Consider the following 26,268-nt stretch of genomic DNA (forward strand, 5'->3'; position numbering starts at 1 on the left):
GGTATCAGACCGCCCTCATCAGCAGGGTCGCGGCGACCAGGAGTGCCGCGCCGCCGAACATCGAGACCGCGTAGGAGCGGGCGAAGCCGTTCTGGAGCCGGCGCAGCCGTCCGGACAGACCGCCGAAACCGGCCGCCGTGCCGTTGACGACGCCGTCGACCAGGGTGTGGTCGACGTAGACCAGGGAGCGCGTCAGGTGCTCGCCACCGCGCACCAGGACCACGTGGTTGAAGTCGTCCTGGAGCAGGTCGCGGCGGGCCGCGCGGGTGAGCAGGGAGCCGCGCGGTGCGACCGCCGGGACGGGCTTGCGGCCGTACTGGGCCCAGGCGATGGCGACGCCGATGACCAGGCAGACCATGGTCGCGCCGGTGACGGTCGCCGCGCTGAGCGGGGAGTCGCCCTCACTGTGTCCCGTGACGGGCTCCAGCCAGTGCAGGAAGCGGTCGCCGATGCTGAAGAAGGCACCGCCGAAGACCGAGCCGACGGCGAGGACGATCATGGGGATCGTCATGACCTTCGGGGACTCGTGCGGATGCGGCTCGGCGTACTCGCCCCGGGTCTCGGCGGCGGGCTCCACGCTGGGCTCGGCCGGGGACGGGGTCGGGGCCTTGCGCCACCGCTCCTCACCGAAGAACGTCATCAGCATCACGCGCGTCATGTAGAAGGCGGTGATGGCCGCGCCCAGCAGGGCCGCGCCGCCGAGGATCCAGCCCTCGGTGCCGCCCTTGGCGAACGCCGCCTCGATGATCTTGTCCTTGGAGAAGAAGCCGGACAGGCCGGGGAAGCCGATGATGGCGAGGTAGCCGAGGCCGAAGGTGATGAAGGTGACCGGCATGTACTTCCTGAGGCCGCCGTAGCGGCGCATGTCGACCTCGTCGTTCATGCCGTGCATCACGGAACCCGCGCCGAGGAACAGCCCGGCCTTGAAGAAGCCGTGCGTCACCAGGTGCATGATCGCGAAGACGTAGCCGATGGGGCCGAGGCCCGCCGCGAGGACCATGTAGCCGATCTGCGACATGGTCGAGCCGGCCAGCGCCTTCTTGATGTCGTCCTTGGCGCAACCGACGATCGCACCGAACAGGAGCGTGACGGCGCCGACGACCGTGACGGCCAGCTGTGCGTCGGGGGCGGCGTTGAAGATGGCGCCGGAGCGGACGATCAGGTAGACGCCCGCGGTCACCATCGTCGCCGCGTGGATGAGGGCGGAGACCGGGGTCGGACCCTCCATGGCGTCCCCGAGCCAGGACTGCAACGGCACCTGGGCGGACTTGCCGCAGGCGGCGAGCAGCAGCATCAGGCCGATCGCGGTGAGCTTGCCCTCGGAGGTGTCACCGGTGTGGCTGAGGACCGGGCCGAAGGCGAAGCTGCCGAAGGTGGTGAACATCAGCATGATCGCGATCGACAGGCCCATGTCGCCGACCCGGTTGACCAGGAAGGCCTTCTTCGCGGCCGTGGCGGCGCTGGGCTTGTGCTGCCAGAAGCCGATCAGCAGGTACGAGGCGAGACCGACGCCCTCCCAGCCGACGTACAGCAGCAGGTAGTTGTCGGCGAGGACGAGCAGCAGCATCGCCGCGAGGAACAGGTTCAGATAGCCGAAGAAGCGGCGGCGCCGCTCGTCGTGCTCCATGTACCCGACCGAGTACAGGTGGATCAGCGAGCCGACGCCCGTGATGAGCAGCACGAAGGTCATGGACAGCTGGTCCAGGCGGAAGGTGACGTCCGCCTGGAAGCCGGCCACCGGGACCCAGCTGAACAGGTGCTGCGTCAGGGTGCGCTGCTCCGCGCCCTTGCCGAGCAGGTCGGCGAAGAGGACGAGGCCGAACACGAAGGAGGCGGCCGACAGGAGCGTGCCGATCCAGTGGCCGACGCGGTCCAGGCGCCGGCCACCGACCAAGAGGACGGCCGCTCCGAGCAGGGGCGCCGCGATGAGCAGCGCGATCAGGTTCTCCACGATTCTTCCGACCCCTTACAGCTTCATCAGGCTGGCGTCGTCGACCGAGGCCGAGTGGCGGGCACGGAACAGCGACACGATGATCGCGAGGCCCACCACGACCTCCGCGGCGGCGACGACCATCGTGAAGAAGGCGATGATCTGGCCGTCGAGGTTGCCGTGCATCCGGGAGAAGGTGACGAACGCGAGGTTGCAGGCGTTCAGCATCAGCTCGATGCACATGAAGACCACGATGGCGTTGCGCCGGACCAGGACGCCGGTCGCGCCGATCGTGAACAGCAGGGCGGCGAGGTAGAGGTAGTTGACCGGGTTCACTTCGACGCCTCCTCGGACCGCTTGAACGTCTCCGGCTCGATCGCCCGGCGCTCCAGGCGCTCCTCCGCGCGCTGCTCCAGCGCCCGCAGGTCGCCCAGCGCCTCGGCGGACACGTCACGGATCTGCCCGCGTTCGCGCAGCGTCTTGCTGACGGTCAGCTCGGACGGGGTGCCGTCGGGCAGCAGACCCGCGATGTCCACGGCGTTGTGCCGGGCGTAGACACCGGGGGCGGGCAGCGGCGGGAGGTGCTTCCCCTCGCGGACGCGCTGTTCGGACAGCTCGCGCTGCGTCTTGGCGCGCTCGGTGCGCTCCCGGTGGGTGAGCACCATGGCGCCGACCGCGGCCGTGATGAGCAGCGCGCCGGTGATCTCGAAGGCGAAGACGTACTTGGTGAAGATGAGGGACGCCAGCCCCTCCACGTTGCCGTTCGCGTTCGCCCGGCCGGTGCCGGTGAACTCCTTCAGGGAGGCGTTGGCGATGCCGGCGAACAGCAGGACCCCGAAGCCGACCCCGCACAGAAGGGCCAGCCAGCGTTGGCCCTTGATGGTCTCCTTCAGGGAGTCCGCGGCCGTGACGCCGACGAGCATCACCACGAACAGGAACAGCATCATGATCGCGCCGGTGTAGACGACGATCTGCACGATGCCGAGGAAGTAGGCGCCGTTGGCGAGGTAGAACACCGCCAGGACGATCATGGTGCCGGCGAGGCAGAGCGCGCTGTGCACGGCCTTCTTCATGAAGACGGTGCACAGGGCGCCGATCACCGCGATCGTGCCGAGGACCCAGAACTGGAAGGCCTCACCGGTGGAGGTGGTGTAGGCGGCGAGGTGCTGCGCGGTCATCGGCCGATCACCTTCTTCGAGGCCGGCTCGTCCTCGCCGAAGGTGGAGGCGGCCTCCTGCGGGACCTCGCCCTTGGAGACGGCCGGCTGACGGACCGTGCCGGGCGCGGCCTGCGTCACCAGGCCGCGGTAGTAGTCCTGTTCGTCCGTCCCCGGGAAGATCGCGTGCGGCGTGTCGACCATGCCCTCTTCGAGTCCGGCGAGCAGTTGCTCCTTGGTGTAGATGAGGTTGGCGCGGCTGGAGTCGGCCAGTTCGAACTCGTTCGTCATCGTCAGCGCGCGCGTGGGGCACGCCTCGATGCACAGCCCGCACAGGATGCAGCGGGCGTAGTTGATCTGGTAGACGCGGCCGTACCGCTCGCCCGGCGAGTAGCGCTCCTCGTCGGTGTTGTCGGCGCCCTCCACGTAGATGGCGTCGGCGGGGCAGGCCCAGGCGCACAGCTCGCAGCCGATGCACTTCTCCAGGCCGTCCGGATGGCGGTTGAGCTGGTGCCGTCCGTGGAACCGCGGAGCCGTGGTCTTCTTCTGCTCCGGGTACTGCTCGGTCAGCCGCTTCTTGAACATGGCCTTGAAGGTCACGCCGAAGCCGGCCACGGGGTTCTGGAAGCCGGGCTCGGTCCGCCCGGACTCCTGAGGCTCCTCAGCCATCGGACGCCTCCTTTCCATCCGAAGATCCGTCACTGACAGTGTCCGGCCCACCACTGACAATCAGCTCCCGCTCGCCCCACCGGGGGCGGCGCCGCGGCGCCGGCGGCAGCTCCTGCCCGGGCAGCGGCGGCACCGGGAACCCGCCCGCCATCGGGTCGAACGCCGGCTGCCGGCCGGCCGGCTCCTCGGCCGGCCCGGCCTTGTCGCGGAACATGTCCGCGACGAAGGAGATCAGCAGCAGGGCGAGGACACCGCCGCCGACGTAGAGGGCGATGTCGGCGAAGTCGTAGTTCTCGTTGCGCAGGGCGCGGACGGTCGCGACCAGCATCAGCCAGGTCAACGAGACCGGGATGAGGACCTTCCAGCCGAGCTTCATCAGCTGGTCGTAGCGGACGCGCGGGAGCGTGCCGCGCAGCCAGATGAAGAAGAACAGCAGCAGCTGCACCTTGATGATGAACCAGAGCAGCGGCCACCAGCCGTGGTTGGCGCCCTCCCAGAAGGAGCTGACCGGCCAGGGGGCGCGCCAGCCGCCGAGGAACAGGGTGGTCGAGACGGCCGAGACCGTCACCATGTTCACGTACTCGGCGAGCATGAACATCGCGAACTTGATCGACGAGTACTCGGTGTTGAAGCCGCCGACCAGGTCGCCCTCGGACTCCGGCATGTCGAAGGGGGCGCGGTTGGTCTCGCCGACCATGGTGACGATGTACAGGATGAAGGAGACCGGCAGCAGCAGGATGTACCAGCGGTCGTGCTGCTGCGCCACGATCGTGGACGTCGACATCGACCCCGAGTAGAGGAACACGGAGGCGAACGCGGCGCCCATGGCGATCTCGTACGAGATCATCTGCGCGCAGGAGCGCAGGCCGCCCAGGAGCGGGTAGGTGGACCCGGAGCTCCAGCCCGCCAGCACGATGCCGTAGATGCCGACCGAGGCGATGGCGAGGATGTAGAGCATCGCGATCGGCAGGTCGGTGAGCTGCATCGTGGTGCGGTGACCGAAGATCGAGATCTCGTTGCCGGCCGGTCCGAAGGGGATCACCGCGATCGCCATGAAGGCCGGGATGGCCGCGACGATCGGCGCGAGGACGTAGACCACCTTGTCCGCGCGCTTGACGATGAGGTCTTCCTTGAGCATCAGCTTCACGCCGTCGGCGAGCGACTGGAGCATGCCCCAGGGGCCGTGCCGGTTGGGGCCGATGCGCAACTGCATCCAGGCGACGACCTTGCGCTCCCAGACGATGGAGAACAGCACGGTCACCATCAGGAACGCGAAGCAGAAGACCGCCTTGACGACGACCAGCCACCAGGGGTCGCGGCCGAACATCGAGAGGTCTTCAGCGGCGAGGTACGGGCTCATGCCTCCACCTCCTTGGGGGCCTCTTCGGCGACTGCCGCCGGGCCGATGCGGACGAGGGAGCCGGGTCGTGCCCCGGTGCCGGAGGCGACGCCGGCACCGACGGAGTTCAGCGGGAGCCAGACCACCCGGTCGGGCATCTCGGTGATCTGCAAGGGCAGTCCGACCGTGCCGGCGGGGCCGGTGACGGTCAGGATCTCGCCGTCCGCGACGCCCGCCTCGGCGGCCGTCGCGGCGGACACGCGCGCGTGTGCGGCGTGCCGGGTTCCGGCGAGCGCCTCGTCGCCCTCCTGGAGGACGCCCTGGTCGAGCAGCAGCCGGTGCCCGGCGAGCACGGCCTCCCCGGCGGCCGGGCGGGGCAGCGCGCCCGCGGTCTCCATGGGCCCCGAGGCACGGGGGCCGTCCCAGGAGCCGAGCCGGTCGATCTCCGCGCGCGTGGTGCGCAGGTCCGGCAGGCCCAGCAGGCGGCGTCCGTCGGCGCCTTCGACACCGTCCATGGCGTCGGCGAGCATGTGCAGCACCCGCGTGTCGGTCGGCGCGAGCGGGCGGGTCATCTGGTCGGGCTTGAGCGCGGCCTCGAAGAAGCGCACGCGCCCTTCCCAGTTGAGGAAGGTGCCCGCCTTCTCGGCGACCGCCGCGACCGGCAGGACGACGTCGGCGCGGGCGGTGACCTCGCTGGGCCGCAGCTCCAGCGACACCAGGAAGCCGACGCTGTCCAGCGCCTCACGCGCGCGTGCCGGGTCGGGCAGGTCGGCGACCTCCACTCCGGCGACCAGGAGCGCCGAGAGTTCGCCGGTGGCGGCGGCCTCGACGATCTGGTGGGTGTCGCGGCCGTAGCGCGCCGGGAGTTCGGCGAGGCCCCAGGCCGCGGCGACCTCCTCCCGCGCGCGCGGGTCGGTCGCCGGGCGACCGCCCGGCAGCAGCGAGGGCAGCGCGCCCACCTCGACGGCGCCGCGCTCACCGGCCCGGCGCGGGATCCACACCAGTTCGGCGCCGGTCGCGGTGGCGGCGCGCAGCGCGGCGGTGAGCCCGCCCGCGACACCGGCCAGCCGCTCTCCCACGACGATGACGGCGCCCTCGGCGCGCAGGGCCTCTGCGGCGAGCGTGCCGGGCTCCTCCAGGCCGACGCCGCTCGCGAGCGCGTCCAGCCACTCCGTCTCGGTGCCCGGTGCGGCCGGCAGCAGCGTGCCGCCCGCCTTCTCCAGGCCCCGGGTGGCGTGCGTGGCCAGCGAGAACACCCGCTGCTTGCGCTTGCGCCAGGCCTTGCGCAGCCGCAGGAAGACGCCGGGTGCCTCCTCCTCCGACTCGAAGCCGACCAGCAGGACGGCGGGCGCCTTCTCCAGGGAGGTGTACGTGACGCCCTTGGCGTCGAGGTCCCGGCCCCGGCCGGCCACCCGGGCCGCCAGGAAGTCGGCCTCCTCGCCGCTGTGCACGCGCGCGCGGAAGTCGATGTCGTTGGTGTCGAGCGCCACGCGCGCGAACTTGCTGTACGCGTAGGCGTCCTCGACGGTCAGCCGGCCGCCGATGAGGACACCGGCCCGGGAGCGGGCGGCGCTCAGGCCCCGCGCGGCCACCTCCAGGGCCTCCGGCCAGGAGGCGGGCTCCAGGACACCGTCGGCGTTGCGCACCAGCGGCGTGTCGAGGCGGTCCTTCTGCTGCGCGTACCGGAACGCGAAGCGTCCCTTGTCGCAGATCCACTCCTCGTTGACCTCGGGGTCGTAGGCGGCGAGCCGCCGCATGACCTTGCCGCGCCGGTGGTCGGTGCGGGTGGCGCAGCCGCCGGAGCAGTGCTCGCACACCGACGGGGAGGAGACGAGGTCGAAGGGGCGGGAGCGGAACCGGTAGGCGGCCGAGGTGAGCGCGCCCACCGGGCAGATCTGGATGGTGTTGCCGGAGAAGTACGACTCGAACGGGTCGCCCTCGCCGGTGCCGACCTGCTGGAGCGCGCCCCGCTCGACCAGCTCGATCATGGGGTCGCCCGCGATCTGGTTGGAGAAGCGGGTGCAGCGGGCGCACAGCACGCACCGCTCGCGGTCGAGCAGCACCTGGGTGGAGATCGGTACGGGCTTCTCGTAGGTCCGCTTCTTGCCGTCGAAGCGGGACTCGGCGTTGCCGTGCGACATCGCCTGGTTCTGTAGCGGGCACTCGCCGCCCTTGTCGCAGACCGGGCAGTCCAGCGGGTGGTTGATGAGCAGCAGCTCCATCACACCGTGCTGGGCCTTCTCGGCGACCGGCGAGGTCAGCTGGGTCTTCACGACCATGCCGTCCGTGCACGTGATCGTGCAGGACGCCATCGGCTTGCGCTGGCCCTCGACCTCGACGATGCACTGGCGGCAGGCGCCGGCCGGGTCCAGCAGGGGGTGGTCGCAGAAGCGCGGGATCTCGATGCCGAGCTGCTCGGCGGCCCGGATGACCAGGGTGCCCTTGGGCACGCTGATCTCGATGCCGTCGATCGTCAGCGTGACGAGGTCCTCCGGCGGGACCGCCGCCTCTCCCCCACCCGCGGGAGCACTGGTGGTCACGGTCATGCGTTCACCTCCGGGCGGTCCGCCCAGGCCGTCGACTTGGCCGGGTCGAAGGGGCAGCCCCGGCCCGTGATGTGCTGCTCGTACTCCTCGCGGAAGTACTTCAGCGAGGAGAAGATCGGGGACGCGGCGCCGTCGCCGAGGGCGCAGAAGGACTTGCCGTTGATGTTGTCGGCGATGTCGTTGAGCTTGTCGAGGTCGGACATCACGCCCTTGCCGGCCTCGATGTCCCGCAGCAGTTGCACCAGCCAGTACGTCCCTTCGCGGCAGGGGGTGCACTTGCCGCAGGACTCGTGGGCGTAGAACTCGGTCCAGCGGGTCACCGCCCGCACCACGCAGGTCGTCTCGTCGAAGCACTGGAGCGCCTTGGTGCCGAGCATGGAACCGGCGGCGCCGACGCCCTCGTAGTCGAGGGGGACGTCGAGGTGCTCGTCGGTGAACATCGGCGTGGAGGAGCCGCCCGGCGTCCAGAACTTCAGGCGGTGGCCCGGCCGCATGCCACCGCTCATGTCGAGGAGCTGGCGCAGCGTGATGCCGAGCGGGGCCTCGTACTGGCCGGGGCTCGCGACATGGCCGCTGAGCGAGTAGAGCGTGAAGCCCGGGGACTTCTCGCTGCCCATCGACCTGAACCAGTCCTTGCCGTTTTTCAGGATGGCGGGAACCGACGCGATCGACTCGACGTTGTTCACCACAGTGGGACAGGCGTAGAGGCCTTCCACCGCAGGGAAGGGGGGACGGAGCCGCGGTTGACCACGGCGGCCTTCGAGCGAGTCGAGCAGTGCGGTCTCCTCACCGCAGATGTACGCGCCGGCGCCCGCGTGCACGGTGAGCTGGAGATCGAGTCCGCTGCCCAGGACGTTCTCGCCGAGGTAGCCCGCCGCGTAGGCCTCGCGCACGGCCTCGTGCAACCGCCGCAGGACGGGGACGACTTCACCCCGCAGATAGATGAAGGCATGCGACGACCGGATGGCGTAGCACGCGATCACGATGCCCTCGATGAGGCTGTGCGGGTTCGCGAAGAGGAGCGGGATGTCCTTGCAGGTGCCCGGTTCCGACTCGTCGGCGTTGACAACTAGATAGTGCGGTTTCCCATCGCCCTGAGGGATGAACTGCCACTTCATCCCGGTCGGGAATCCCGCGCCGCCGCGGCCCCGCAGCCCGGAGTCCTTGACGTACGCGATCAGGTCGTCCGGCGACATGGCGAGGGCCTTGCGGAGCCCCTCGTACCCCTCGTGCCTCCGGTAGACGTCCAGAGTCCAGGACCGGTCGTCGTCCCAGAAGGCCGACAGCACGGGTGCGAGCAGCTTCTCCGGGCTCGGGTCCTTGACCTCGGATACCACGGTCATCACTCCCCCTCCTCTGCGGTAGGCCCCGCGGGGTGGGCAGGGTCGGAGGCCGATGTGTCCTGCGGCGCGTCATGGGAGCTCAGGTGCTCGGCCGGCGACGGCTCGTGCACCCTGTCCTGCGACCCCTCATGCGGACCTCCGCGCGGATGGACCACGCGCGCGGGTGCGGCCTCTCCCCTTGCCAGGCGGAGGCCCACCAGCGACGCGGGTCCCGCACTGCCGCCCTCCTCGACGGCCCCGGGCCGCTCGTCGGGGAAGCCGGCCAGGATCCGCGCGGTCTCCTTGAAGGTGCACAGGCGCGCCCCGCGCGTGGGCTGCACGGGGCGCCCCGCCCGCAGGTCGTCGACCAGGTGCTTGGCGCTCGCCGGGGTCTGGTTGTCGAAGAACTCCCAGTTGACCATCACGACGGGCGCGTAGTCGCAGGCCGCGTTGCACTCGATGTGCTCCAGGGTGACCTTGCCGTCGTCCGTGGTCTCGCCGTTGCCGACGCCCAGGTGCTCCTGGAGGGTCTCGAAGATCGCGTCGCCGCCCATGACCGCGCACAGCGTGTTGGTGCAGACGCCGACCTGGTAGTCACCGGACGGCTTGCGCCGGTACATCGTGTAGAAGGTGGCGACGGCGGTGACCTCGGCCGTGGTCAGCCCCAGCATGTCCGCGCAGAACCGCATGCCGGTGCGCGTGACATGGCCCTCCTCCGACTGCACGAGGTGGAGCAGCGGCAGCAGGGCGGACCGGGAGTCCGGGTAGCGCGCGATCACTTCGCGCGCGTCCGCCTCCAGCCGGGCCCGGACGTCGTCCGGGTACGCGGGCGCGGGCAGTTCGGGCATGCCCAGGCTGACGCCCCGCTCCGAAGAAGAGGTGGTCACCGGTCGACGCCTCCCATCACGGGGTCGATGGACGCGACGGCGACGATGACGTCGGCGACCTGGCCGCCCTCGCACATCGCCGCCATGGCCTGAAGGTTGGTGAAGGACGGGTCGCGGAAGTGGACCCGGTAGGGGCGGGTGCCGCCGTCGGAGACCGCGTGCACCCCGAGTTCGCCCTTGGGCGACTCGACGGCCGCGTACGCCTGTCCCGGCGGGACCCGGAAGCCCTCGGTGACCAGCTTGAAGTGGTGGATCAGGGCCTCCATGGAGGTGCCCATGATCTTCTTGATGTGGTCGAGGGAGTTGCCGAGTCCGTCCGGTCCCAGGGCGAGCTGGGCGGGCCAGGCGATCTTCTTGTCGGCGACCATGACCGGGCCGGGCTGGAGCCGGTCCAGGCACTGCTCGACGATCCCGAGCGACTGGCGCATCTCCTCCAGGCGGATGAGGAAGCGGCCGTAGGCGTCGCAGGTGTCGGCGGTCGGGACGTCGAAGTCGTACGTCTCGTAGTCGCAGTACGGCTGGGTCTTGCGCAGGTCGTGCGGCAGGCCGGTGGCGCGCAGGATCGGGCCGGTCGCGCCGAGGGCCATGCAGCCGGCCAGGTCGAGGTAGCCGACGTCCTGCATGCGGGCCTTGAAGATGGGGTTCCCGGTGGCGAGCTTGTCGTACTCCGGGAGGTTCTTCTTCATCTTCTTCACGAACTCGCGGATCTGGTCCACCGCGCCGGGCGGCAGGTCCTGGGCGAGTCCGCCGGGCCGGATGTACGCGTGGTTCATGCGCAGGCCCGTGACCAGCTCGTAGATGTCGAGAATCATTTCACGATCACGGAATCCGTAGATCATGATCGTGGTGGCGCCCAGCTCCATGCCGCCGGTGGCGATGCACACCAGGTGGGAGGACAACCGGTTCAGCTCCATCAGGAGCACCCGGATGATCTTGGCGCGCTCGGTGATCTGGTCCTCGATGCCGAGGAGCTTCTCGACGGCGAGGCAGTAGGCGGTCTCGTTGAAGAAGGACGTCAGGTAGTCCATGCGCGTCACGAACGTGGTGCCCTGCGTCCACGTGCGGTATTCGAGGTTCTTCTCGATGCCGGTGTGGAGGTAGCCGATGCCGCAGCGGGCCTCGGTGACCGTCTCGCCCTCGATCTCCAGGATCAGGCGGAGCACTCCATGGGTGGACGGGTGCTGGGGACCCATGTTGACGACGATGCGCTCGTCGTCGGCGCGGGTCGCGGACTGGACGACCTCGTCCCAGTCGCCACCGGTGACCGTGTAGACGGTGCCCTCGGTGGTCTCGCGCGCGGACGCGGCCGACGCGGCGGATGCTGACTGCGTGCTCACGAGTACGACCTCCGCTGGTCCGGAGCCGGGATCTGGGCGCCCTTGTACTCGACGGGGATGCCGCCGAGGGGGTAGTCCTTGCGCTGCGGGTGGCCCTGCCAGTCGTCCGGCATCATGATCCGCGTCAGGGCCGGGTGACCTTCGAAGACGATGCCGAAGAAGTCGTAGGTCTCGCGCTCGTGCCAGTCGTTCGTCGGGTAGACGGGGACCAGCGACGGCAGGCGCGGGTCGCTGTCGGGCGCGCTGACTTCGAGGCGGATCAGCCGGTTGTGGGTGATCGAGCGCAGGTGGTAGACGGCGTGCAGCTCGCGCCCCTTGTCCTTCGGGTAGTGGACGCCGCTGACGCCGGTGCACAGCTCGAAGCGCAGCGCCGGGTCGTCGCGCAGGGTGCGGGCGACGCGGACCAGGTGCTCGCGTTCGATGTGGAAGGTCAGCTCGCCGCGGTCGACGACCGTCTTCTCGATGGCGTTCCCGGGGAGGAGTCCCTGTTCCTCCAGGGCGCCCTCCAGTTCGTCGGCGACCTCGTCGAACCAGCCGCCGTAGGGCCGGGTCGCCGGTCCCGGGAGTCGGACCGAGCGGACCAGGCCGCCGTAGCCGGAGGTGTCGCCGCCGTTGTTGGCGCCGAACATGCCGCGCTGGACGCGGATCTCCTCGCCGCCCTGGCCGCGCTGGCCGGGGAGGTTGGAGGCGGAGAGGTCCTTCTCGGGGTTCACCCCGTTCGCGGAGCCGTTCACCCCGTTCGCGGGGCCGTTCGCCCCGTGGTTTCCCTGGGTGCCGTTCGCGTCGCTCACCGCAGCAGCCCCTTCATCTCGATCGTGGGCAGGGCCTTGAGCGCCGCCTCCTCCGCCTCGCGGGCCGCCTCTTCGGCGTTCACGCCGAGCTTGGTGGACTGGATCTTCTGGTGGAGCTTGAGGATCGCGTCCATCAGCATCTCGGGGCGGGGCGGGCAGCCGGGCAGGTAGATGTCGACCGGGACGATGTGGTCGACGCCCTGGACGATCGCGTAGTTGTTGAACATGCCGCCGGAGGAGGCGCAGACGCCCATGGAGATCACCCACTTGGGGTTGGGCATCTGGTCGTAGACCTGCCTCAGGACGGGCGCCATCTTCTGGCTGACCCGGCCGGCGACGATCATCAGGTCCGCCTGGCGCGGTGAGCCGCGGAAGACCTCCATGCCGAAGCGGGCCAGGTCGTAGCGGCCGGCGCCGGTGGTCATCATTTCGATGGCGCAGCAGGCGAGGCCGAAGGTGGCCGGGAAGACGGACGCCTTGCGCACCCAGCCCGCGGCCTGCTCGACGGTGGTCAGCAGGAAGCCGCTCGGCAGCTTTTCTTCGAGTCCCATGTCGTTAAAGGCCCCTCAGTCCCATTCCAGGCCGCCGCGCCGCCATACGTACGCGTACGCGACGAAGACGGTGAGCACGAAGAGCAGCATCTCCACGAGCCCGAAGATCCCCAGGGCGTCGAAGGTGACCGCCCAGGGGTAGAGGAAGACGATCTCGATGTCGAAGACGATGAAGAGCATCGCCGTCAGGTAGTACTTGATGGGGAAGCGCCCGCCGCCGGCCGGCGTGGGGGTCGGCTCGATGCCGCACTCGTAGGCTTCGAGTTTCGCGCGGTTGTACCGCTTCGGACCGATCAGCGTGGCCATGACCACGGAGAAGATCGCAAAGCCTGCCCCGAGGGCTCCCAGTACGAGGATGGGCGCATACGCGTTCACCGCTCCTCGCTCCTCTCAGTCGGCGCTGACTGCTGGCGGTTGCACTGGGCTCACACCGGCCTCACCGGCCCCGCGAACCCCGCCCGCCCCGGCGAAGATCGCGAACATGTGAAGCAGGTCACAAGCCCAACTGCTCCGCATCTTATGCCCGCCGCTCTGTGATCTGCGACACGGGGTATTGCACAAGCTTTGTGATCTCCACCACCTGACGAAGGATCATGAAGTCGGATGATGGGTGATCTTCATACGCGAAGCGTTCAGTTGATCACCAGAAGTGACAATCTTGCATGTCGCCGCAGGCCGGAGGGGGCGTCTCCATATCAAGAGACTTCCGACGCATGCAAATTGGCGGTGGACGCGCAGGGCTGGTAGTGGGGCGCGTTCACACCTCGGAGGGAGGCCGGGGCGGAATGTGGACGTGGTCGGGGCGCGTGCACGCGTTCACGAGCCGAACACGCACCGGACGCCACCATTCCGGTAATCGTTCCGTGACGTCCGCCACATTCATGAGAGACGTCTGAGAACCGGGCTTGGCCAACGAACCCAACCAGTGGTAGGCGGGGGGCAATTCGGACTTAATGATCAAAGACCGTGATCAAGGGCTTGATCACGGGCGTCCGCAATGTCCGTTACGGCGTCAATAAAGAGCGACACGCCCGGGTTTCCAGGTCTCGATTGAACAACTGTGGCGCAGCACACGTTTCTTGAAGATATGAAGGAGCCCCTGGTACCGGTTGTTCCCATGTCCCACACCGCTCACATACGCAGCCACCGGAAGCCCCGCCGCAGCGCGTCGACCCTCGCGATGCGGGCCGGAGTTGCCGGTGGCGTCCTCGGCACCCTGGCAGTCGCCGGGGCGTCCGGCTCGGCGAACGCTGCCGAGCCGGTGACGCAGACCCTCGAACTGCCCACCCTGACGGCCGACCTGGCCGCTCAGGCGGCCCAGTCCGCGGACGCCACCGAGCAGGCCGCCGCGAACTACCAGCTGCAAGCCGAGCGTGACGCGGCTGCCGCGAAGGCCGCGAAGCAGGCCAAGGCGGACCTCGCCGACGCCAAGGAGAAGGCGGCGGAGGCCAAGAAGAAGGCCCAGGAGGCCGCCCGCAAGGAGGCCGCCGCCCGCGCCTCCCGCACCGCGGAGCGGACCACGCTCTCCACCACGGCGGACGCCGGCTCCACCACCGTCTCCACGTCCACCAGCACCAGCACGTCCACGGCCACCGGTTCGGCCGCGGCCGTCATCAGCTTCGTGAAGGCGCAGGTCGGCAAGGCGTACGTCTCCGGCGCCACCGGTCCCTCCGCCTACGACTGCTCCGGCCTGGTGCAGACGGCCTTCAAGCAGGTCGGCATCAGCCTGCCGCGCGTCTCCCAGGACCAGTCGACGGCCGGCACCCAGGTCTCGCTGAGCAACCTCCAGCCGGGCGACATCCTGTACTGGGGCAGCTCGGGCGCCGCGTACCACGTCGCGGTGTACGTCGGCGACGGCATGTTCGTCGGCGCGCAGAACCCCTCCACCGGTGTCGTGGAGCGCCCGCTGTCGTACGACCCGCCCACCGGCGCCGTACGGGTACTCTGAGCGCACCCCGCACCTCTCACACGCGTAGGGCCGCAGCCGCTCGGTGGCAGCGGCCCTCGCGGCGTCCCCGGAACCCCGCGCGCCACCTGTGGAACGCCGCACGCCGCCCTTGGAACGCCGTGCGCCGCCCCTGACGCGCCTCGCCCCGTCCCCGACACGCCTCTCCTCCTCCCTGGCATGCTCTGCTCGGGCCGCCGTCCGGTGGTCCGTCGCCGAGCGAAGGAGTCCACGCGATGCCACGCGTGTTCGTACAGGGAAGTCCCGCCGACCACTACCCGCGGTACGCCCCCGAGGCCGGGCGGGGCGCGGTGCGCCGCATCACCGAGGTCGGCGAGGAGGTGCTGCACAGGCCGTGCCGGGACGTCACGGAGTTCGGGCCCGACCTCGCCGCGCTCATCGACGACATGTTCCGCACCATGTACGTCGCCGAGGGCGCCGGACTGGCGGCGAATCAGGTCGGGGTGGATCTGCGGCTGTTCGTGTACGACTGCCCCGATGACGACGGAGTCCGACATGTCGGACACATCGTCAATCCGGTGCTCGAAACGCCCACGACCGGGCGACGGCTGCTGGACGAGGGCGAGGGGTGCCTGTCGGTCCCGGGTGCCGTGATGGCCGTACCGCGGCCGGACCGGGCCGTCGTGCGCGGACAGGACAGGGACGGCAACGCCGTCGTCGTCGAGGGCACCGGGTACTTCGCGCGGTGCCTGGCCCACGAGACCGACCACACCAACGGGTACGTCTATCTGGACCGGCTCTCGAAACGGGACAAGAAGGACGCGCTACGGCAGATGGCGGACCGGCGGGACGCGGTGGACGCGCGCCGGGCCGCCAACGCCGCGGCCTTCAGCTCCTAGGCCCTGCCGTCAAACTCCCGTCTGCCGTACGACGCCCTGCACGCTCCCCCACTGCCTCGACGGCGTGGGAGGTGCGCCCACTCGCCGCACCGGGCCCCGGCCCAAGTACATCCAGTACGAGGGCCGGGGCCCGGCACTCCCCCAGCCTTCGGCCGGGGGACCCCCAGAGCACGCACCTGACGCCGCGCGGCCCGCCCTCCGGGCGGACGACGGGAGTTTGGCGACAGGACCTGGTCACGCCTTCGGGGCCACCTTGCTCAGGCCGTTGATGATGCGGTCCATCGCGTCGCCGCCCGTGGGGTCGGTGAGGTTCGCCAGCAGCTTAAGGGTGAACTTCATCAGCAGCGGGTGGGTGAGACCGCGCTGGGCGGCGATCTGCATGACCTTCGGGTTGCCGATGAGCTTCACGAAGGCGCGGCCGAGCGTGTAGTAGCCGCCGTAGGTGTCCTTGAGGACGCGCGGGTAGCGCTGGAGGGCGATCTCGCGCTGGGCGGGCGTCGCGCGCGCGTGGGCCTGCACGATGACGTCGGCGGCGATCTGGCCGGACTCCATGGCGTAGGCGATGCCCTCGCCGTTGAAGGGGTTCACCAGGCCGCCGGCGTCACCGACGAGCAGCAGCCCGCGCGTGTAGTGCGGCTGGCGGTTGAAGGCCATGGGCAGGGCGGCGCCGCGGATCGGGCCGGTCATGTTCTCCGGGGTGTAACCCCAGTCCTCCGGCATGGAGGCGCACCACGCCTTGAGGATCTCGCGCCAGTCCAGCTCCTTGAAGGAGGCGGAGGTGTTCAGCACGCCGAGGCCCACGTTCGACGTGCCGTCGCCCATGCCGAAGATCCAGCCGTAGCCGGGCAGCAGGCGGTCCTGGGGGCCGCGGCGGTCCCACAGTTCCAGCCAGGACTCCAGGTAGTCGTCGTCGTGGCGGGGCGAGGTGAAGTACGTGCGGACGGCGACGCCCATGGGGCGGTCCTCGCGGCGGTGCAGGCCCATCGCCAGGGAGAGGCGGGTGGAGTTGCCGTCGGCGGCGACGACGAGCGGCGCGTGGAAGGTGACCTCGCGCTTCTCCTCGCCGAGCTTGGCGGTGACGCCGGTGATGCGGCCGGTGCGGTCGTCGAGGACCGGGCCGCTGACGTTGCAGCGCTCGTACAGCCGGGCGCCGGCCTTCTGGGCGTTGCGGGCGAGCTGCTCGTCGAAGTCGTCGCGCTTGCGGACCAGACCGTAGTTCGGGTAGGCGGCGAGGTCCGGCCAGTCGAGCTGGAGGCGGGAGCCGCCGCCGATGATGCGCAGGCCCTTGTTGCGCAGCCAGCCGACCTCCTCCGAGATGTCGATGCCCATGGCGACGAGTTGCTTGACCGCGCGCGGGGTGAGGCCGTCGCCGCACACCTTCTCGCGCGGGAACTCGGTCTTCTCCAGGAGCAGGACGTCGAGACCGGCCTTGGCGAGGTGGTACGCGGTCGTGGAGCCGGCTGGCCCCGCGCCGACGACGATCACATCGGCGGTGTGGTCGGAGAGGGGCTCGGTCACGGCGGGATCTCCCCAAGGTTTCGAAATCTGCGTGCCGACCGGCACTGGACATGGGCAGTCTATTCAGCGGACTTGATCGACTGGCTGAAGGGCTGCCCTGTGAAGCGACCTCTCCCCGCGGTACGGCTGCGCGTCCCCACGCACGAGGACGCGGTCGCCTGGCACCGGGTCTTCGCCGACCCGGAGGTCATGGAGTTCCACGGCGGCAGGCCGGCGGAGCTGTCGGTGTACGAGGAACTCACCGCGCGCCAGCGCCGGCACGACGCGGAGCACGGCTTCTGCCTGTGGACCCTGCTGGACGACTCCGGCGAGGTCATCGGCTTCACCGGCGCGCAGCCGTGGAGGCCGGACTGGGGCCCGGTCGGCGAGATCGAGATCGGCTGGCGGCTCGGTCGGGCGCACTGGGGCAAGGGGTACGCGACCGCGGCGGCGCGGGAAACGCTGCGGCGAGTGCGGGAGGCCGGGGTGCCGGGGGTGGTGGCGATGGTCCGGCAGGGCAACGAGCGGTCGATCGCGGTGACCCGGCGGCTCGGCATGGAGCGGGCGGAGACCTACCCGCACCCCACGCTGGACGAGCCGGCCCTGTGTTTCCGGCTTCACTTCCCTCACGCTCCGTAGCCGTCTGTCACCGAAAGGCACCGAAGCCTTCCGGCCGGGCCGGGCGGGAGTTACCCTGCCAGTACCGCTGGGGGTGACATCTGTGCCTATAACACCCGAAACACCCGAAGTACGCGTCCCGCATCTGGTCGGTCTGATGGCCGTGGACGCGCGCGAAACGGCCAGGGCGCGGGGTCTGTTCCTCAACGCGCCGGACCGCCCGGACTTCCACCGCACCGTCGTCGACTACGTCGTACGCCAGTACCCGCAGCCCGGGGCCGAGGTGCCGCCGGACTCGATGGTCTACGTGTGGTTCGACTTCGGTGGGGGCGAGGGCGGCGGAGGCGTGCGTGAACCACGCGTTCCGCGGCCCCCGACGGGCGGACTGCGACGGGAGCTGGAGCAGCCCGGCGACCCCTGCGCGGTGGCCGGATCCGGCTTCTTCTGAAGCGTCGACGGCCCCGAAGACCGGCCCGGGGTGACCTGGAGGCCCGCTACTCCTTGAAGCCCCGGTGCAGCGCGACCACCCCGCCGGTGAGGTTGCGCCACGCCACCTTGGACCAGCCCGCCTTGCCCAGCCGTTCGGCGAGCGCGGGCTGGTCGGGCCAGGCCCGGATGGACTCGGCGAGGTAGACGTACGCGTCCGGGCTGGAGGACACCGCGCGCGCGACCGGCGGCAGCGCCCGCATCAGGTACTCGGTGTAGACAGTGCGGAACGGCGCCCACGTCGGGTGGGAGAACTCGCAGATCACCACGCGTCCGCCGGGCCGGGTGACCCGGTACATCTCGCGCAGCGCCGCGTCCGTGTCCTGCACGTTGCGCAGCCCGAAGGAGATCGTCACCGCGTCGAAGGTGTCGTCCTTGAAGGGCAGCCTCGTCGCGTCGCCCGCCGTGAACGGCAGCCAGGTGTGCTTCTTCTTGCCGACCTGGAGCATGCCGAGGGAGAAGTCGCAGGGGACGACGTACGCGCCGGTCCGCGCGAAGGGCAGCGAGGAGGTGGCCGTCCCGGCGGCGAGGTCCAGGACCTTCTGCGCGGGGCGCGCGTCGACCGCCCTCGCCACCTCCTTGCGCCAGCGCCGGTCCTGGCCGAGCGACAGCACGTCGTTCGTCAGGTCGTACCGTTCCGCCACGTCGTCGAACATCGAGGCGACTTCGTGCGGCTGCTTGTTCAGGGAAGCGCGGGTCACCCGCCCATTCTTGCAGCCCGCCCTCCCGGCAGGAGCGTCGGCTTCCTGCGTGCCGCGATGTCCTCCACCCACCCGCACGCCGGCACGAAGAAGGCGATCAGCATCCAGCCGACGCCGAACAGGAACCACTGGCTGTCCAGCGGGAGGTACGTCTCGAAGGCCGGCACGTCCCAGAGCCGGTCGATCAGCGGGACGGCCAGCACCAGCGCGATCTGGTGCCACAGGTAGATCGTCACCGCGCGGGCGTTGAACACGGTGACCGCGCGGTCCAGGCGCCGGAACCGGGCCAGAGCGGCGAAGCCGATCCCGAAGCGCGCCTTCGCCCACATCAGCGGCGTCACGAAGCCGGCCGACCAGAACGCCTGCGCGAGGGGGTTCTCGTCCAGGTCGTACGTCCCGAAGTCCGCCTGGTGCCCGAAGGCGTACCAGGCGCCGTAGCCGAGGGCCGCGAGCGACAGGACGATCACCGGGGCCGGCTTCGCCCGCTGGAGCACGCCGTCGCGGTGGGCGAAGCCGAGCATCCAGCAGAAGAGGTACGTCGACAGGTCCCACAGGGCGCTGCCCAGCCGGTTGTCCGGGCCGGACCAGACGAAGCCCAGCACCAGGACCGGCACGAGGGACAGCACCAGGACGGGGACCGGGGCGAGCCGGAAGAGCCGCAGCAGCAGCGGGGAGAGCAGCACGAACCAGAGGTAGGTGCGCAGGTACCAGAGGATCTCCCAGGCCTGCTCGCCCCACGCGTTGCCCGGCGGGTCGCCGAGCGGGACGATCCAGTAGACGATCTGCCGGCCCGGGATCCAGCCGTGGACCAGCATCGCGAGGACCACGAAGAAGCCCCAGAACCAGAACGGGGGCAGGAGCCGTCTGAGCCTGCTCCTGAGGACCTTCGGGGCCGGGCGTTCCAGGGACTTCGCCATCAGGGTCCCGGCCAGGGCGAACATGATGCCCATGGAGGGGAACACCAGCCCGCACCAGGCCCACCCGAAGGTGTGGTAGGTCACCACCCGGACCAGCGCCAGGGCCCTGAGCGTGTCGAAGTAGCGGTCGCGCCCGGCGGGTTCGGGCCGGGACGGCCGTACGGCGGGAACGGTCCCGGTTCTGCTGTGCGCTCCCATCTCAGCCCGCCCCCGCCGGTGTCCCGACCTCGCCCGTCCGCCTCAGCTTCTGCCAGCGCAGCCGGCCGCCCGTGAGCGCGGTGACGCAGGAGTGGATGAGCACGAGGTACATCATCTGGCGGTAGGCCAGTTGCTGCACGGGCATCATCAGCAGGTAGCGGTACTTCTCGCGGTCGAGGCGGAAGGCGTAGGCCGCGCAGAGGAGCTGGACACCGAGGACCGCCAGCCAGGCCAGCAGGGCCGCCCGGAAGTCGACGAAGATCATGGAGTAGGCGGTGAAGACGTCGATGAGCGGGGCGAAGAGCGGCGTGACGACCTGGAAGACCACCACCAGGGGCATGCCGACGCGGCCGAAGCGGCCCGACGGTCCCCGGTCCGTCAGGGACTCGCGGTGCTTCCACAGGGCCTGCATGGTGCCGTACGACCAGCGGTAGCGCTGGGACCAGAGCTGCCCCAGGGAGCCCGGCGCCTCCGTCCAGGCCCGGGCGTGCTCCTGGTAGACGACCCGCCAGCCCGCGCGGTGCATGGCGATGGTGATGTCGGTGTCCTCGGCGAGGGTGTCCTCGCTCATGCCGCCAACCGCCAGCACGGCGTCCCGGCGGAACGCCCCGATCGCGCCCGGGATGGTGGGCATGCAGCGCAGCAGGTCGTACATGCGCCGGTCGAGGTTGAAGCCCATCACGTACTCGATATGCTGCCAGGCCCCGATCACCGTGGTGCGGTTGCCGACCTTGGCGTTGCCGGCGACCGCGCCGACGGACGGGTCGGCGAACGGCTGCACCAGGTGGCGCACGGTGTCCGGTTCGAAGACCGTGTCGCCGTCCATCATGACGACGATGTCGTACGACGCGTTGCGCACGCCGTTGTTCAGCGCGGCCGGCTTGCCGGCGTTCTCCTGGCGGACCACCCGGACGTTCGTCATGCCGAGCGACGCGGCCGCGTCGCGCGCGATCCGCGCGGTGCCGTCGGTCGAGCCGTCGTCCACCACGATGATCTCGATCGGGTGGGTGCTGCGCGCCAGCGACCGAAGGGTGTTGGCGATGCACTCCTTCTCGTTGTACGCCGGGACGATCACGCTCACCGGCCCGGTGACCGCAGGGCCCCAGCCGAACCGGTGTCCGTTGCGCTGCCGGTGGTGGCGGCGGGCGAGGACCAGCATCATCCCGAAGCGGCCCAGCACGGCCACCCCGACGATCGCCAGCCCGACCGACAGCGTGGGTACGGTCCACTCGGCGACGGCCACCGCCGCGATGAGGGCCTTGCCCTCGTAGAGGGTCAGGCCGGTGGCCTGGTGGTGGGCGGCCTGGAGGCGCGGGCCGGTCGGCGTGCCGCCGCCCGCCGCCTGCCGGTCCGCCGCGCGCTGCCGCTCCATGACCCCGCTGATGGTGGTGAAGGTGTAGCCCTTCGCCTTCATCTTCTCGATGTACCGCGGCAGCGCCGCGATCGTCTGCGACCGTTCGCCGCCCGCGTCGTGGAAGAGCACCGAGGCACCCTGGGTGCCCTTCGGGGTGGCCCACTTCACGATGTCGGAGACGCCCGGCCGCTTCCAGTCGTCGCTGTCGGTGTCGACGAAGACGCTGGTGTAGCCGTCCTTGCCGAGCCTCTGGTAGACGGGCCAGCTGTAGTCGTCGATGGCGTCCGTCTCGGAGGAGTACGGCGCCCGGAACAGGGTCGTGGTGATGCCGGCCGCACCGGCGAGGGCGAGCTGCGTCTGCTCCATCTCGCGGTCGACGCGGGACGCGGACTGGTACGACAGGTCGACGTGCGTGAACGTGTGGATGCCGACCTCGTTGCCCTGCTCGACCATCGTCCTCACGATGCCGGGGTAGCGCGACACCATCGAGCCGACCAGGAAGAACGTGCCGGGGACGTCGTACTTCCGCAGGATGTCCAGGACCTGCGGCGTCCAGGTCGGGTTCGGGCCGTCGTCGAAGGTGAGGGCGATGGTCTTGGCGGGCACGGAGACCGTGGTGGCCTGGCCGCCCCGGAAGGTGAGGATCGGACCGCCGTCGAGGATCGCGTCCGGGACCTCGCTGGAGTCGGCCCCGCTGCGCACGCGCTGGTCGCCGCCGACCTCGGCGCGCAGATACCCGTCGAGCAGCATCACGCAGGTCAGCGCGAGCAGGAGCAGGAGGGCGAGGATGACGCGGGGGCGTTGCAGCGCCGCGGCCCTGCCTGCCGCGCGCTCGATGCGGGTGGGCGCGCGCCTGCGGCCCCGGGAGGATGTCGGAGTGGTCATGACTGCCGCTGCGCTCCGGTCAGTTGGCGTCCGCGGACGCGGATGCGGAGGCGGACGGGGTCGTGGACGCGGTGGGGGAAGCCGTCGGCCGGACGGTGTCCGGCAGGTCCGCCTGGCGGCCGATGCCGCCCTCCGGCCGTATCCGGCCGGGCGCCCGGCCGCCCTCGGCGCTGGTGCCGAAGGGCAGCAGGGACGACGGGTTCAGCGAGGTGCCCCAGCCCGTGAAGGCGGCGGTGAGCACGCCCGCGTAGGCGAGGCAGACGGCGCCGAGGAACAGGCCGAGGCGGCGCAGCACCTTCGACCGGCGTCCGGTGGTGTCAACGAACACGGGTCCCTCTGTGGACCCGTTGCCATGTTTGCGGCGACGACCGCGCCCGGCGGTGCGAGTTTCGATGGCGGGTTCGGATTGCATTCCTCGGATATTAGAGAGCCTTTATGTGGCAATTTCTCGGGGATTCTTGTGAGCCACCCGAGGTTCTTGTGAGCCGCCCATGAAGGCGCCTTGAACCTGTCGGCGAGCTGGGGGAACGCACGGAATCCACATCTCGGTGTGAGAGATTTCCCCCCATGAGGAGTCCACTGAGGCCGCTGGCCGGGGCCGGCTGCGCGGTCGCGCTCGCGGTGACGGGTTGTTCCGCCGAGGCCACGAGTGCACCGCACACCACCGCCTCCGGCACCGCCGCCGCCCCCGCCACCAGCACCGACTACGCCCCCTACGTCAGCGCCACCGAGGCCGCGGCCACCGACTCCGCCGGGTCCCCGGCGGCGTACAACCTCGCCTTCGTGATCTCCGGTGGCAGTGGCTGTACGCCGGAGTGGAACGGCACCGAGGCGATCACCGGCTCCGCCGTGACGTCCCGGATATCCGCGCTGAGGAAAACCGGCGCCGGGGTCCGCGTTTCGTTCGGCGGCGCCTCCGGAAAGGAGTTGGCCGCCGTCTGTGACAGTGTTTCGGAACTCGCCGCCGCCTATGGCAGGGCACTGGACGCGGCCGGTTCCAGCGAGGCCGACTTCGATATCGAGGGTGACGAGCTCACGAACTCCGCCTCCGTCGGCTTGCGTTCGCGGGCGATAGCGCGGTTGCAGGAGGAACGCCCGGACCTGAAGGTCTCCTTCACCCTTCCGGTGATGCCCTCGGGGCTCGACGCGGACGGCCTCGCGCTGCTGGAGTCCGCCAACACCTACGACGTCCAGGTCTCCACGGTCAATCTCATGACCATGAACTACGGCGAGTCGTACGACGGTGACATGGGGGGCTACGCCGTGACCTCCGCGACCGCCGCGCACGCCCAGCTGGAGAAGGTGTTCGGGCTGTCGGACGCGAACGCCTGGCGGGGCATGGCGCTGACCTCGATGATCGGCGTCAACGACGTGGCCGGCGAGACGTTCACGCTGTCCGACGCGGCGCAGGTGCGGGCGTTCGCGGAGCGCAAGGGGGTCGCCTGGGTGTCGATGTGGTCGGCGTTCCGGGACCGCGCGTGCGAGGACGGGCGGTCCGGGCAGGACGACGCGGCCACGGATTGCAGCGGAGTGAGCCAGACGTCGGGCGCCTTCGCGCGCCGCTTCTCCGGCTGACCGGACCGCCGTGGCGGCTCAGCGGCGGCGGAACACCAGCCGTCCCGCCACCACCGTCGCCACGCACGTCCCCGCGCCCCGCTCGGCCAGCTCGTCCTCGTCGCGTACGTCGAAGACGGCGAAGCGGGCGGCGGAGCCCTGGCGGCGTTCGGTCGCCGGCACGGGGGGCCGGGCAGAGCCGAAGGGGTCCAGGGAGGGCGGGTCGTCAGGGGTGTCCAGCCGTCCCACGGTCCCGAGCCCGGTGCGTCGTACGGCGTCCCGCACCGCGCGGCTGCGGAAGGGCTCGCAGGCCACGGCGACCGTGCCGTACGCCAGCATGCGCTGGATGCCGCGCCGGGCGCTCGCGCCCCAGCGGGCGTCGTCCAGGGTGAGCAGGGCGAGCGCGTCCCCGGTCAGCGGCTCGGTGCCGAGCTCGTCGGCCTCGCGTGGGTCCGGGTGGTACGTCCGCTCCAGCAGCTCGTTGCCGTAGGGGTTGACGAACCCGGGCGTGAGGATGCCGGGCCAGGCGCGCACCCGCACGCGTGGCTGCGCGGCGGTCAGCTCCTCCAGGGGACCGACCGCCTCGATCCACTCCCCCTTGACGAGGAAGGCGTGCCCCCTGGAGTCCGCGTGAATCGTCAGCACGGCGGCCCTAGTTCGACGCGAGCAGCTTCAGCTCGGGGTGGGCCGTGCCGCCCTCGATGGCCGTGGAGGAGATGTGGGAGACCACGCGGTCGTCCACGGGGTCGTTCGCCGGGTCCTCGTGCACGACCAGGTGCTCGTACGTCGTCGCGCGCTGCGCCGGGACGCGGCCCGCCTTGCGGATCAGGTCGATGATCTCCAGGCGGTTGGAGCGGTGCTTGGCACCGGCCGAGGAGACCACGTTCTCCTCCAGCATGATCGAGCCGAGGTCGTCCGCGCCGTAGTGCAGGGACAGCTGGCCGACCTCCTTGCCGGTGGTGAGCCACGAGCCCTGGATGTGCTGGACGTTGTCCAGGAAGAGGCGGGCGATGGCGATCATCCGCAGGTACTCGAAGAGGGTCGCCTGGGTACGGCCCTTCAGGTGGTTGTTCTCGGGCTGGTAGGTGTACGGGATGAACGCGCGGAAGCCGCCCGTGCGGTCCTGGACGTCCCGGATCATCCGCAGGTGCTCGATCCGCTCGGCGTTGGTCTCGCCGGTGCCCATCAGCATGGTGGAGGTGGACTCGACGCCCAGCCGGTGCGCGGTCTCCATGATCTCCAGCCAGCGCTCGCCGCTCTCCTTGAGTGGCGCGATGGCCTTGCGGGGGCGCTCGGGGAGCAGTTCCGCGCCGGCGCCGGCGAAGGAGTCCAGGCCGGCCTCGTGGATACGGGTGATGGCCTCTTCCACCGAGACCCCGCTGATCCGGGCCATGTGCTCGACCTCGGACGCGCCCAGGGAGTGGATGACGAGCTGCGGGAAGGCCTCCTTGATGGCCCGGAAGTGCTTCTCGTAGTACTCGACGCCGTAGTCCGGGTGGTGGCCGCCCTGGAACATGATCTGGGTGCCGCCGAGCTCGACGGTCTCGGCGCAGCGGCGCAGGATGTCGTCCAGGTCCCGCGTCCAGCCCTTCTCCTTGTCCTTGGGGGCCGCGTAGAAGGCGCAGAACTTGCACGCCGTGACACACACGTTCGTGTAGTTGATGTTCCGCTCGATGATGTACGTGGCGATGTGCTCGATGCCCGCGTACTTGCGGCGGCGCACCGCGTCGGCGGCGGCACCCAGGGCGTGCAGGGGGGCGTCGCGGTAGAGGACGAGCGCCTCTTCCGGGGTGATCCGCCCACCGGCGGCGGCACGGTCGAGGACAGACGTGAGGTCGGCCTTCTCGGTCACCAGAGTGCCCCTTTCGTGAAGGGTTGTGGACGGACTAAGTCAGCCTACGTCAGCCCTTTCGGCTGCCCACGCTCAGGCCGCGTACGCGCCGATCAGCAGGCCGGTGAGGGCACCGGCGAGGAGGAACGGACCGAACGGCACGGCCGTCTTCCGGCCCGCTCGCCGGGCCAGGACGAGCACGCCGCCGTAGAGCGCGCCGAGCAGGAATCCGGCGAAGGTGCCGAGCAGCACGGTGGGCCAGCCGTACCAGCCGAGCACGGCGCCCGCGCCCACGGCCAGCTTCACGTCACCGAAGCCCATGCCGCCCGGGTTGACGCGGTACAGCACGTAGTAGCCGGCGCCCAGCGCGAGGGCGCCGTAGAGGGCGGTGCGCCAGTGACCGGCGTGTTCGGGGAGCAGGGCGGCGAGGCCGAGCAGGGCGAGGGCGGTGGCGGCGAGCGGGAGGGTCAGCGGATCGGGCAGCCGCCGCACCCGGAAGTCGACGGCGGCGAGCAGCACGCCGACGGGCGCGAGCAGCAGCCACACCGCCAGCTCCGGCCGGGTGCCGGTGGCGGCGGTGAGGGCGGCGCAGACGAGGGCGGTAGCGGTGGCGAGCAGGGGCGCGGAAGGGGCGTACGGCTGGTACGACGTGACGGGCACGCGCCCCTCGGCTCCCGCGCGTTCGCCCCCGCGCGCGCACTCCCCGCAGCGGACCCCGCCCAGCCACCCCCGGACCGGGTGGTGGCCGCCGGGGCAGCGGTCGCGCCACGGCTCGCCGGACGGTACGGCGAAGCGGTAGGCGGCACGGGGCAGCAGCGCCCCCGCCAGCGCGCCCCACAGCAGGGCGCCGAGCACCAGCGTCCCCGTGGTCACCCCGCCCACGCTTCCCCCCTC

General features: G+C 70.5%; 25 protein-coding genes. 5 read left to right on the forward strand and 20 right to left on the reverse strand.

Annotation, left to right across the window (positions count from 1 at the left end; translation table 11 throughout):
• Nucleotides 1–4: 4 nt before the first annotated feature.
• From nuoL to IE294_RS14765, 12 genes are read right to left on the reverse strand one after another with little or no spacing between them, the layout of a single operon-like run.
• A complete protein-coding gene (gene nuoL / locus IE294_RS14710; RefSeq protein WP_189886023.1) occupies nt 5–1,951 on the reverse strand; it encodes an NADH-quinone oxidoreductase subunit L in 1,947 nt (648 codons plus the stop codon).
• 15 nt (nt 1,952–1,966) lie between these two features.
• Nucleotides 1,967–2,266, reverse strand: a complete 300-nt coding sequence (gene nuoK / locus IE294_RS14715; RefSeq protein WP_189886025.1) for an NADH-quinone oxidoreductase subunit NuoK — start codon at nt 2,264–2,266, stop codon at nt 1,967–1,969.
• Nucleotides 2,263–3,108: an NADH-quinone oxidoreductase subunit J gene (locus IE294_RS14720; protein ID WP_189886027.1), complete on the reverse strand. Its 846-nt coding sequence runs from the start codon at nt 3,106–3,108 to the stop codon at nt 2,263–2,265. Before IE294_RS14720 ends, nuoK begins: the two co-directional genes overlap by 4 nt.
• The gene (nuoI, locus tag IE294_RS14725) at nt 3,105–3,755 is read right to left on the reverse strand and encodes an NADH-quinone oxidoreductase subunit NuoI (RefSeq protein WP_189886029.1); all 651 of its coding nucleotides are present in this window, start codon (nt 3,753–3,755) and stop codon (nt 3,105–3,107) included. The genes IE294_RS14720 and nuoI overlap by 4 nt, the downstream gene beginning before the upstream one ends.
• Nucleotides 3,748–5,115 (reverse strand): NADH-quinone oxidoreductase subunit NuoH, encoded by a 1,368-nt coding sequence (gene nuoH / locus IE294_RS14730; RefSeq protein ID WP_189886031.1) that lies wholly within the window; start codon nt 5,113–5,115, stop codon nt 3,748–3,750. Before nuoH ends, nuoI begins: the two co-directional genes overlap by 8 nt.
• Nucleotides 5,112–7,640 (reverse strand): NADH-quinone oxidoreductase subunit G, encoded by a 2,529-nt coding sequence (locus tag IE294_RS14735; RefSeq protein WP_189886033.1) that lies wholly within the window; start codon nt 7,638–7,640, stop codon nt 5,112–5,114. The genes nuoH and IE294_RS14735 overlap by 4 nt, the downstream gene beginning before the upstream one ends.
• On the reverse strand, nt 7,637–8,983 hold the full coding sequence (nuoF, locus tag IE294_RS14740; protein ID WP_373315819.1) for an NADH-quinone oxidoreductase subunit NuoF: 1,347 nt from the start codon (nt 8,981–8,983) through the stop codon (nt 7,637–7,639). Before nuoF ends, IE294_RS14735 begins: the two co-directional genes overlap by 4 nt.
• Nucleotides 8,983–9,849: an NADH-quinone oxidoreductase subunit NuoE gene (gene nuoE / locus IE294_RS14745; protein WP_189886037.1), complete on the reverse strand. Its 867-nt coding sequence runs from the start codon at nt 9,847–9,849 to the stop codon at nt 8,983–8,985. Before nuoE ends, nuoF begins: the two co-directional genes overlap by 1 nt.
• On the reverse strand, nt 9,846–11,186 hold the full coding sequence (locus IE294_RS14750) for an NADH-quinone oxidoreductase subunit D (RefSeq protein WP_189886039.1): 1,341 nt from the start codon (nt 11,184–11,186) through the stop codon (nt 9,846–9,848). Before IE294_RS14750 ends, nuoE begins: the two co-directional genes overlap by 4 nt.
• On the reverse strand, nt 11,183–11,977 hold the full coding sequence (locus tag IE294_RS14755; RefSeq protein ID WP_373315820.1) for an NADH-quinone oxidoreductase subunit C: 795 nt from the start codon (nt 11,975–11,977) through the stop codon (nt 11,183–11,185). The genes IE294_RS14750 and IE294_RS14755 overlap by 4 nt, the downstream gene beginning before the upstream one ends.
• On the reverse strand, nt 11,974–12,528 hold the full coding sequence (locus tag IE294_RS14760; RefSeq protein ID WP_009190037.1) for a NuoB/complex I 20 kDa subunit family protein: 555 nt from the start codon (nt 12,526–12,528) through the stop codon (nt 11,974–11,976). The genes IE294_RS14755 and IE294_RS14760 overlap by 4 nt, the downstream gene beginning before the upstream one ends.
• 15 nt (nt 12,529–12,543) lie before the next feature.
• Nucleotides 12,544–12,903: an NADH-quinone oxidoreductase subunit A gene (locus tag IE294_RS14765; RefSeq protein WP_003992243.1), complete on the reverse strand. Its 360-nt coding sequence runs from the start codon at nt 12,901–12,903 to the stop codon at nt 12,544–12,546.
• A gap of 742 nt (nt 12,904–13,645) precedes the next feature.
• Here IE294_RS14765 and IE294_RS14770 point away from each other — a divergent pair.
• A complete protein-coding gene (locus IE294_RS14770) occupies nt 13,646–14,476 on the forward strand; it encodes a C40 family peptidase (protein WP_189886041.1) in 831 nt (276 codons plus the stop codon).
• A 233-nt stretch (nt 14,477–14,709) separates the two neighbouring features.
• A complete protein-coding gene (def, locus tag IE294_RS14775) occupies nt 14,710–15,333 on the forward strand; it encodes a peptide deformylase (RefSeq protein WP_189886043.1) in 624 nt (207 codons plus the stop codon).
• A 234-nt stretch (nt 15,334–15,567) separates the two neighbouring features.
• Here def and IE294_RS14780 read toward each other — a convergent pair whose 3' ends face one another.
• Entirely contained in the window at nt 15,568–16,851 is a 1,284-nt protein-coding gene (locus IE294_RS14780; protein ID WP_189886045.1) for a geranylgeranyl reductase family protein, read from the reverse strand.
• A 99-nt stretch (nt 16,852–16,950) separates the two neighbouring features.
• Here IE294_RS14780 and IE294_RS14785 point away from each other — a divergent pair, with 99 nt between their 5' ends.
• On the forward strand, nt 16,951–17,469 hold the full coding sequence (locus IE294_RS14785; RefSeq protein ID WP_189886047.1) for a GNAT family N-acetyltransferase: 519 nt from the start codon (nt 16,951–16,953) through the stop codon (nt 17,467–17,469).
• 82 nt (nt 17,470–17,551) lie between these two features.
• A complete protein-coding gene (locus IE294_RS14790; RefSeq protein WP_189886049.1) occupies nt 17,552–17,896 on the forward strand; it encodes a PASTA domain-containing protein in 345 nt (114 codons plus the stop codon).
• A gap of 46 nt (nt 17,897–17,942) precedes the next feature.
• On the opposite strand, the gene IE294_RS14795 is transcribed toward IE294_RS14790, so the two are convergent.
• Genes IE294_RS14795 through IE294_RS14810 form a run of 4 tightly spaced genes read right to left on the reverse strand, consistent with a single transcriptional unit; the run spans nt 17,943 to nt 22,317 of the window.
• Entirely contained in the window at nt 17,943–18,635 is a 693-nt protein-coding gene (locus tag IE294_RS14795) for a demethylmenaquinone methyltransferase (protein ID WP_014674276.1), read from the reverse strand.
• Complete coding sequence (locus tag IE294_RS14800) at nt 18,632–19,750, reverse strand: acyltransferase family protein (RefSeq protein ID WP_189886051.1); 1,119 nt, start codon at nt 19,748–19,750, stop codon at nt 18,632–18,634. The genes IE294_RS14795 and IE294_RS14800 overlap by 4 nt, the downstream gene beginning before the upstream one ends.
• 1 nt (nt 19,751) lies before the next feature.
• Nucleotides 19,752–21,989, reverse strand: a complete 2,238-nt coding sequence (locus IE294_RS14805; protein ID WP_189886053.1) for a bifunctional polysaccharide deacetylase/glycosyltransferase family 2 protein — start codon at nt 21,987–21,989, stop codon at nt 19,752–19,754.
• 19 nt (nt 21,990–22,008) lie between these two features.
• Nucleotides 22,009–22,317 carry a hypothetical protein gene (locus IE294_RS14810; RefSeq protein ID WP_189886055.1) on the reverse strand — a complete coding sequence of 103 codons (309 nt, stop codon included), beginning with the start codon at nt 22,315–22,317 and terminating at the stop codon, nt 22,009–22,011.
• A gap of 239 nt (nt 22,318–22,556) precedes the next feature.
• Here IE294_RS14810 and IE294_RS14815 point away from each other — a divergent pair, with 239 nt between their 5' ends.
• Nucleotides 22,557–23,564: a chitinase gene (locus IE294_RS14815; RefSeq protein WP_189886057.1), complete on the forward strand. Its 1,008-nt coding sequence runs from the start codon at nt 22,557–22,559 to the stop codon at nt 23,562–23,564.
• Nucleotides 23,565–23,582: 18 nt separating this feature from the next.
• Here IE294_RS14815 and IE294_RS14820 read toward each other — a convergent pair whose 3' ends face one another.
• From IE294_RS14820 to IE294_RS14830, 3 genes are all read right to left on the reverse strand, one after another.
• Nucleotides 23,583–24,188, reverse strand: a complete 606-nt coding sequence (locus IE294_RS14820; RefSeq protein WP_189886059.1) for a hypothetical protein — start codon at nt 24,186–24,188, stop codon at nt 23,583–23,585.
• A gap of 7 nt (nt 24,189–24,195) precedes the next feature.
• Nucleotides 24,196–25,395 (reverse strand): cyclic dehypoxanthinyl futalosine synthase, encoded by a 1,200-nt coding sequence (mqnC, locus tag IE294_RS14825; protein ID WP_189886060.1) that lies wholly within the window; start codon nt 25,393–25,395, stop codon nt 24,196–24,198.
• 72 nt (nt 25,396–25,467) lie between these two features.
• On the reverse strand, nt 25,468–26,247 hold the full coding sequence (locus tag IE294_RS14830) for a prepilin peptidase (RefSeq protein WP_189886062.1): 780 nt from the start codon (nt 26,245–26,247) through the stop codon (nt 25,468–25,470).
• Between the last annotated feature and the right edge of the window lie 21 nt (nt 26,248–26,268).

Source organism: Streptomyces canarius, assembly GCF_014650735.1.
Lineage (GTDB): Bacteria > Actinomycetota > Actinomycetes > Streptomycetales > Streptomycetaceae > Streptomyces > Streptomyces olivaceoviridis.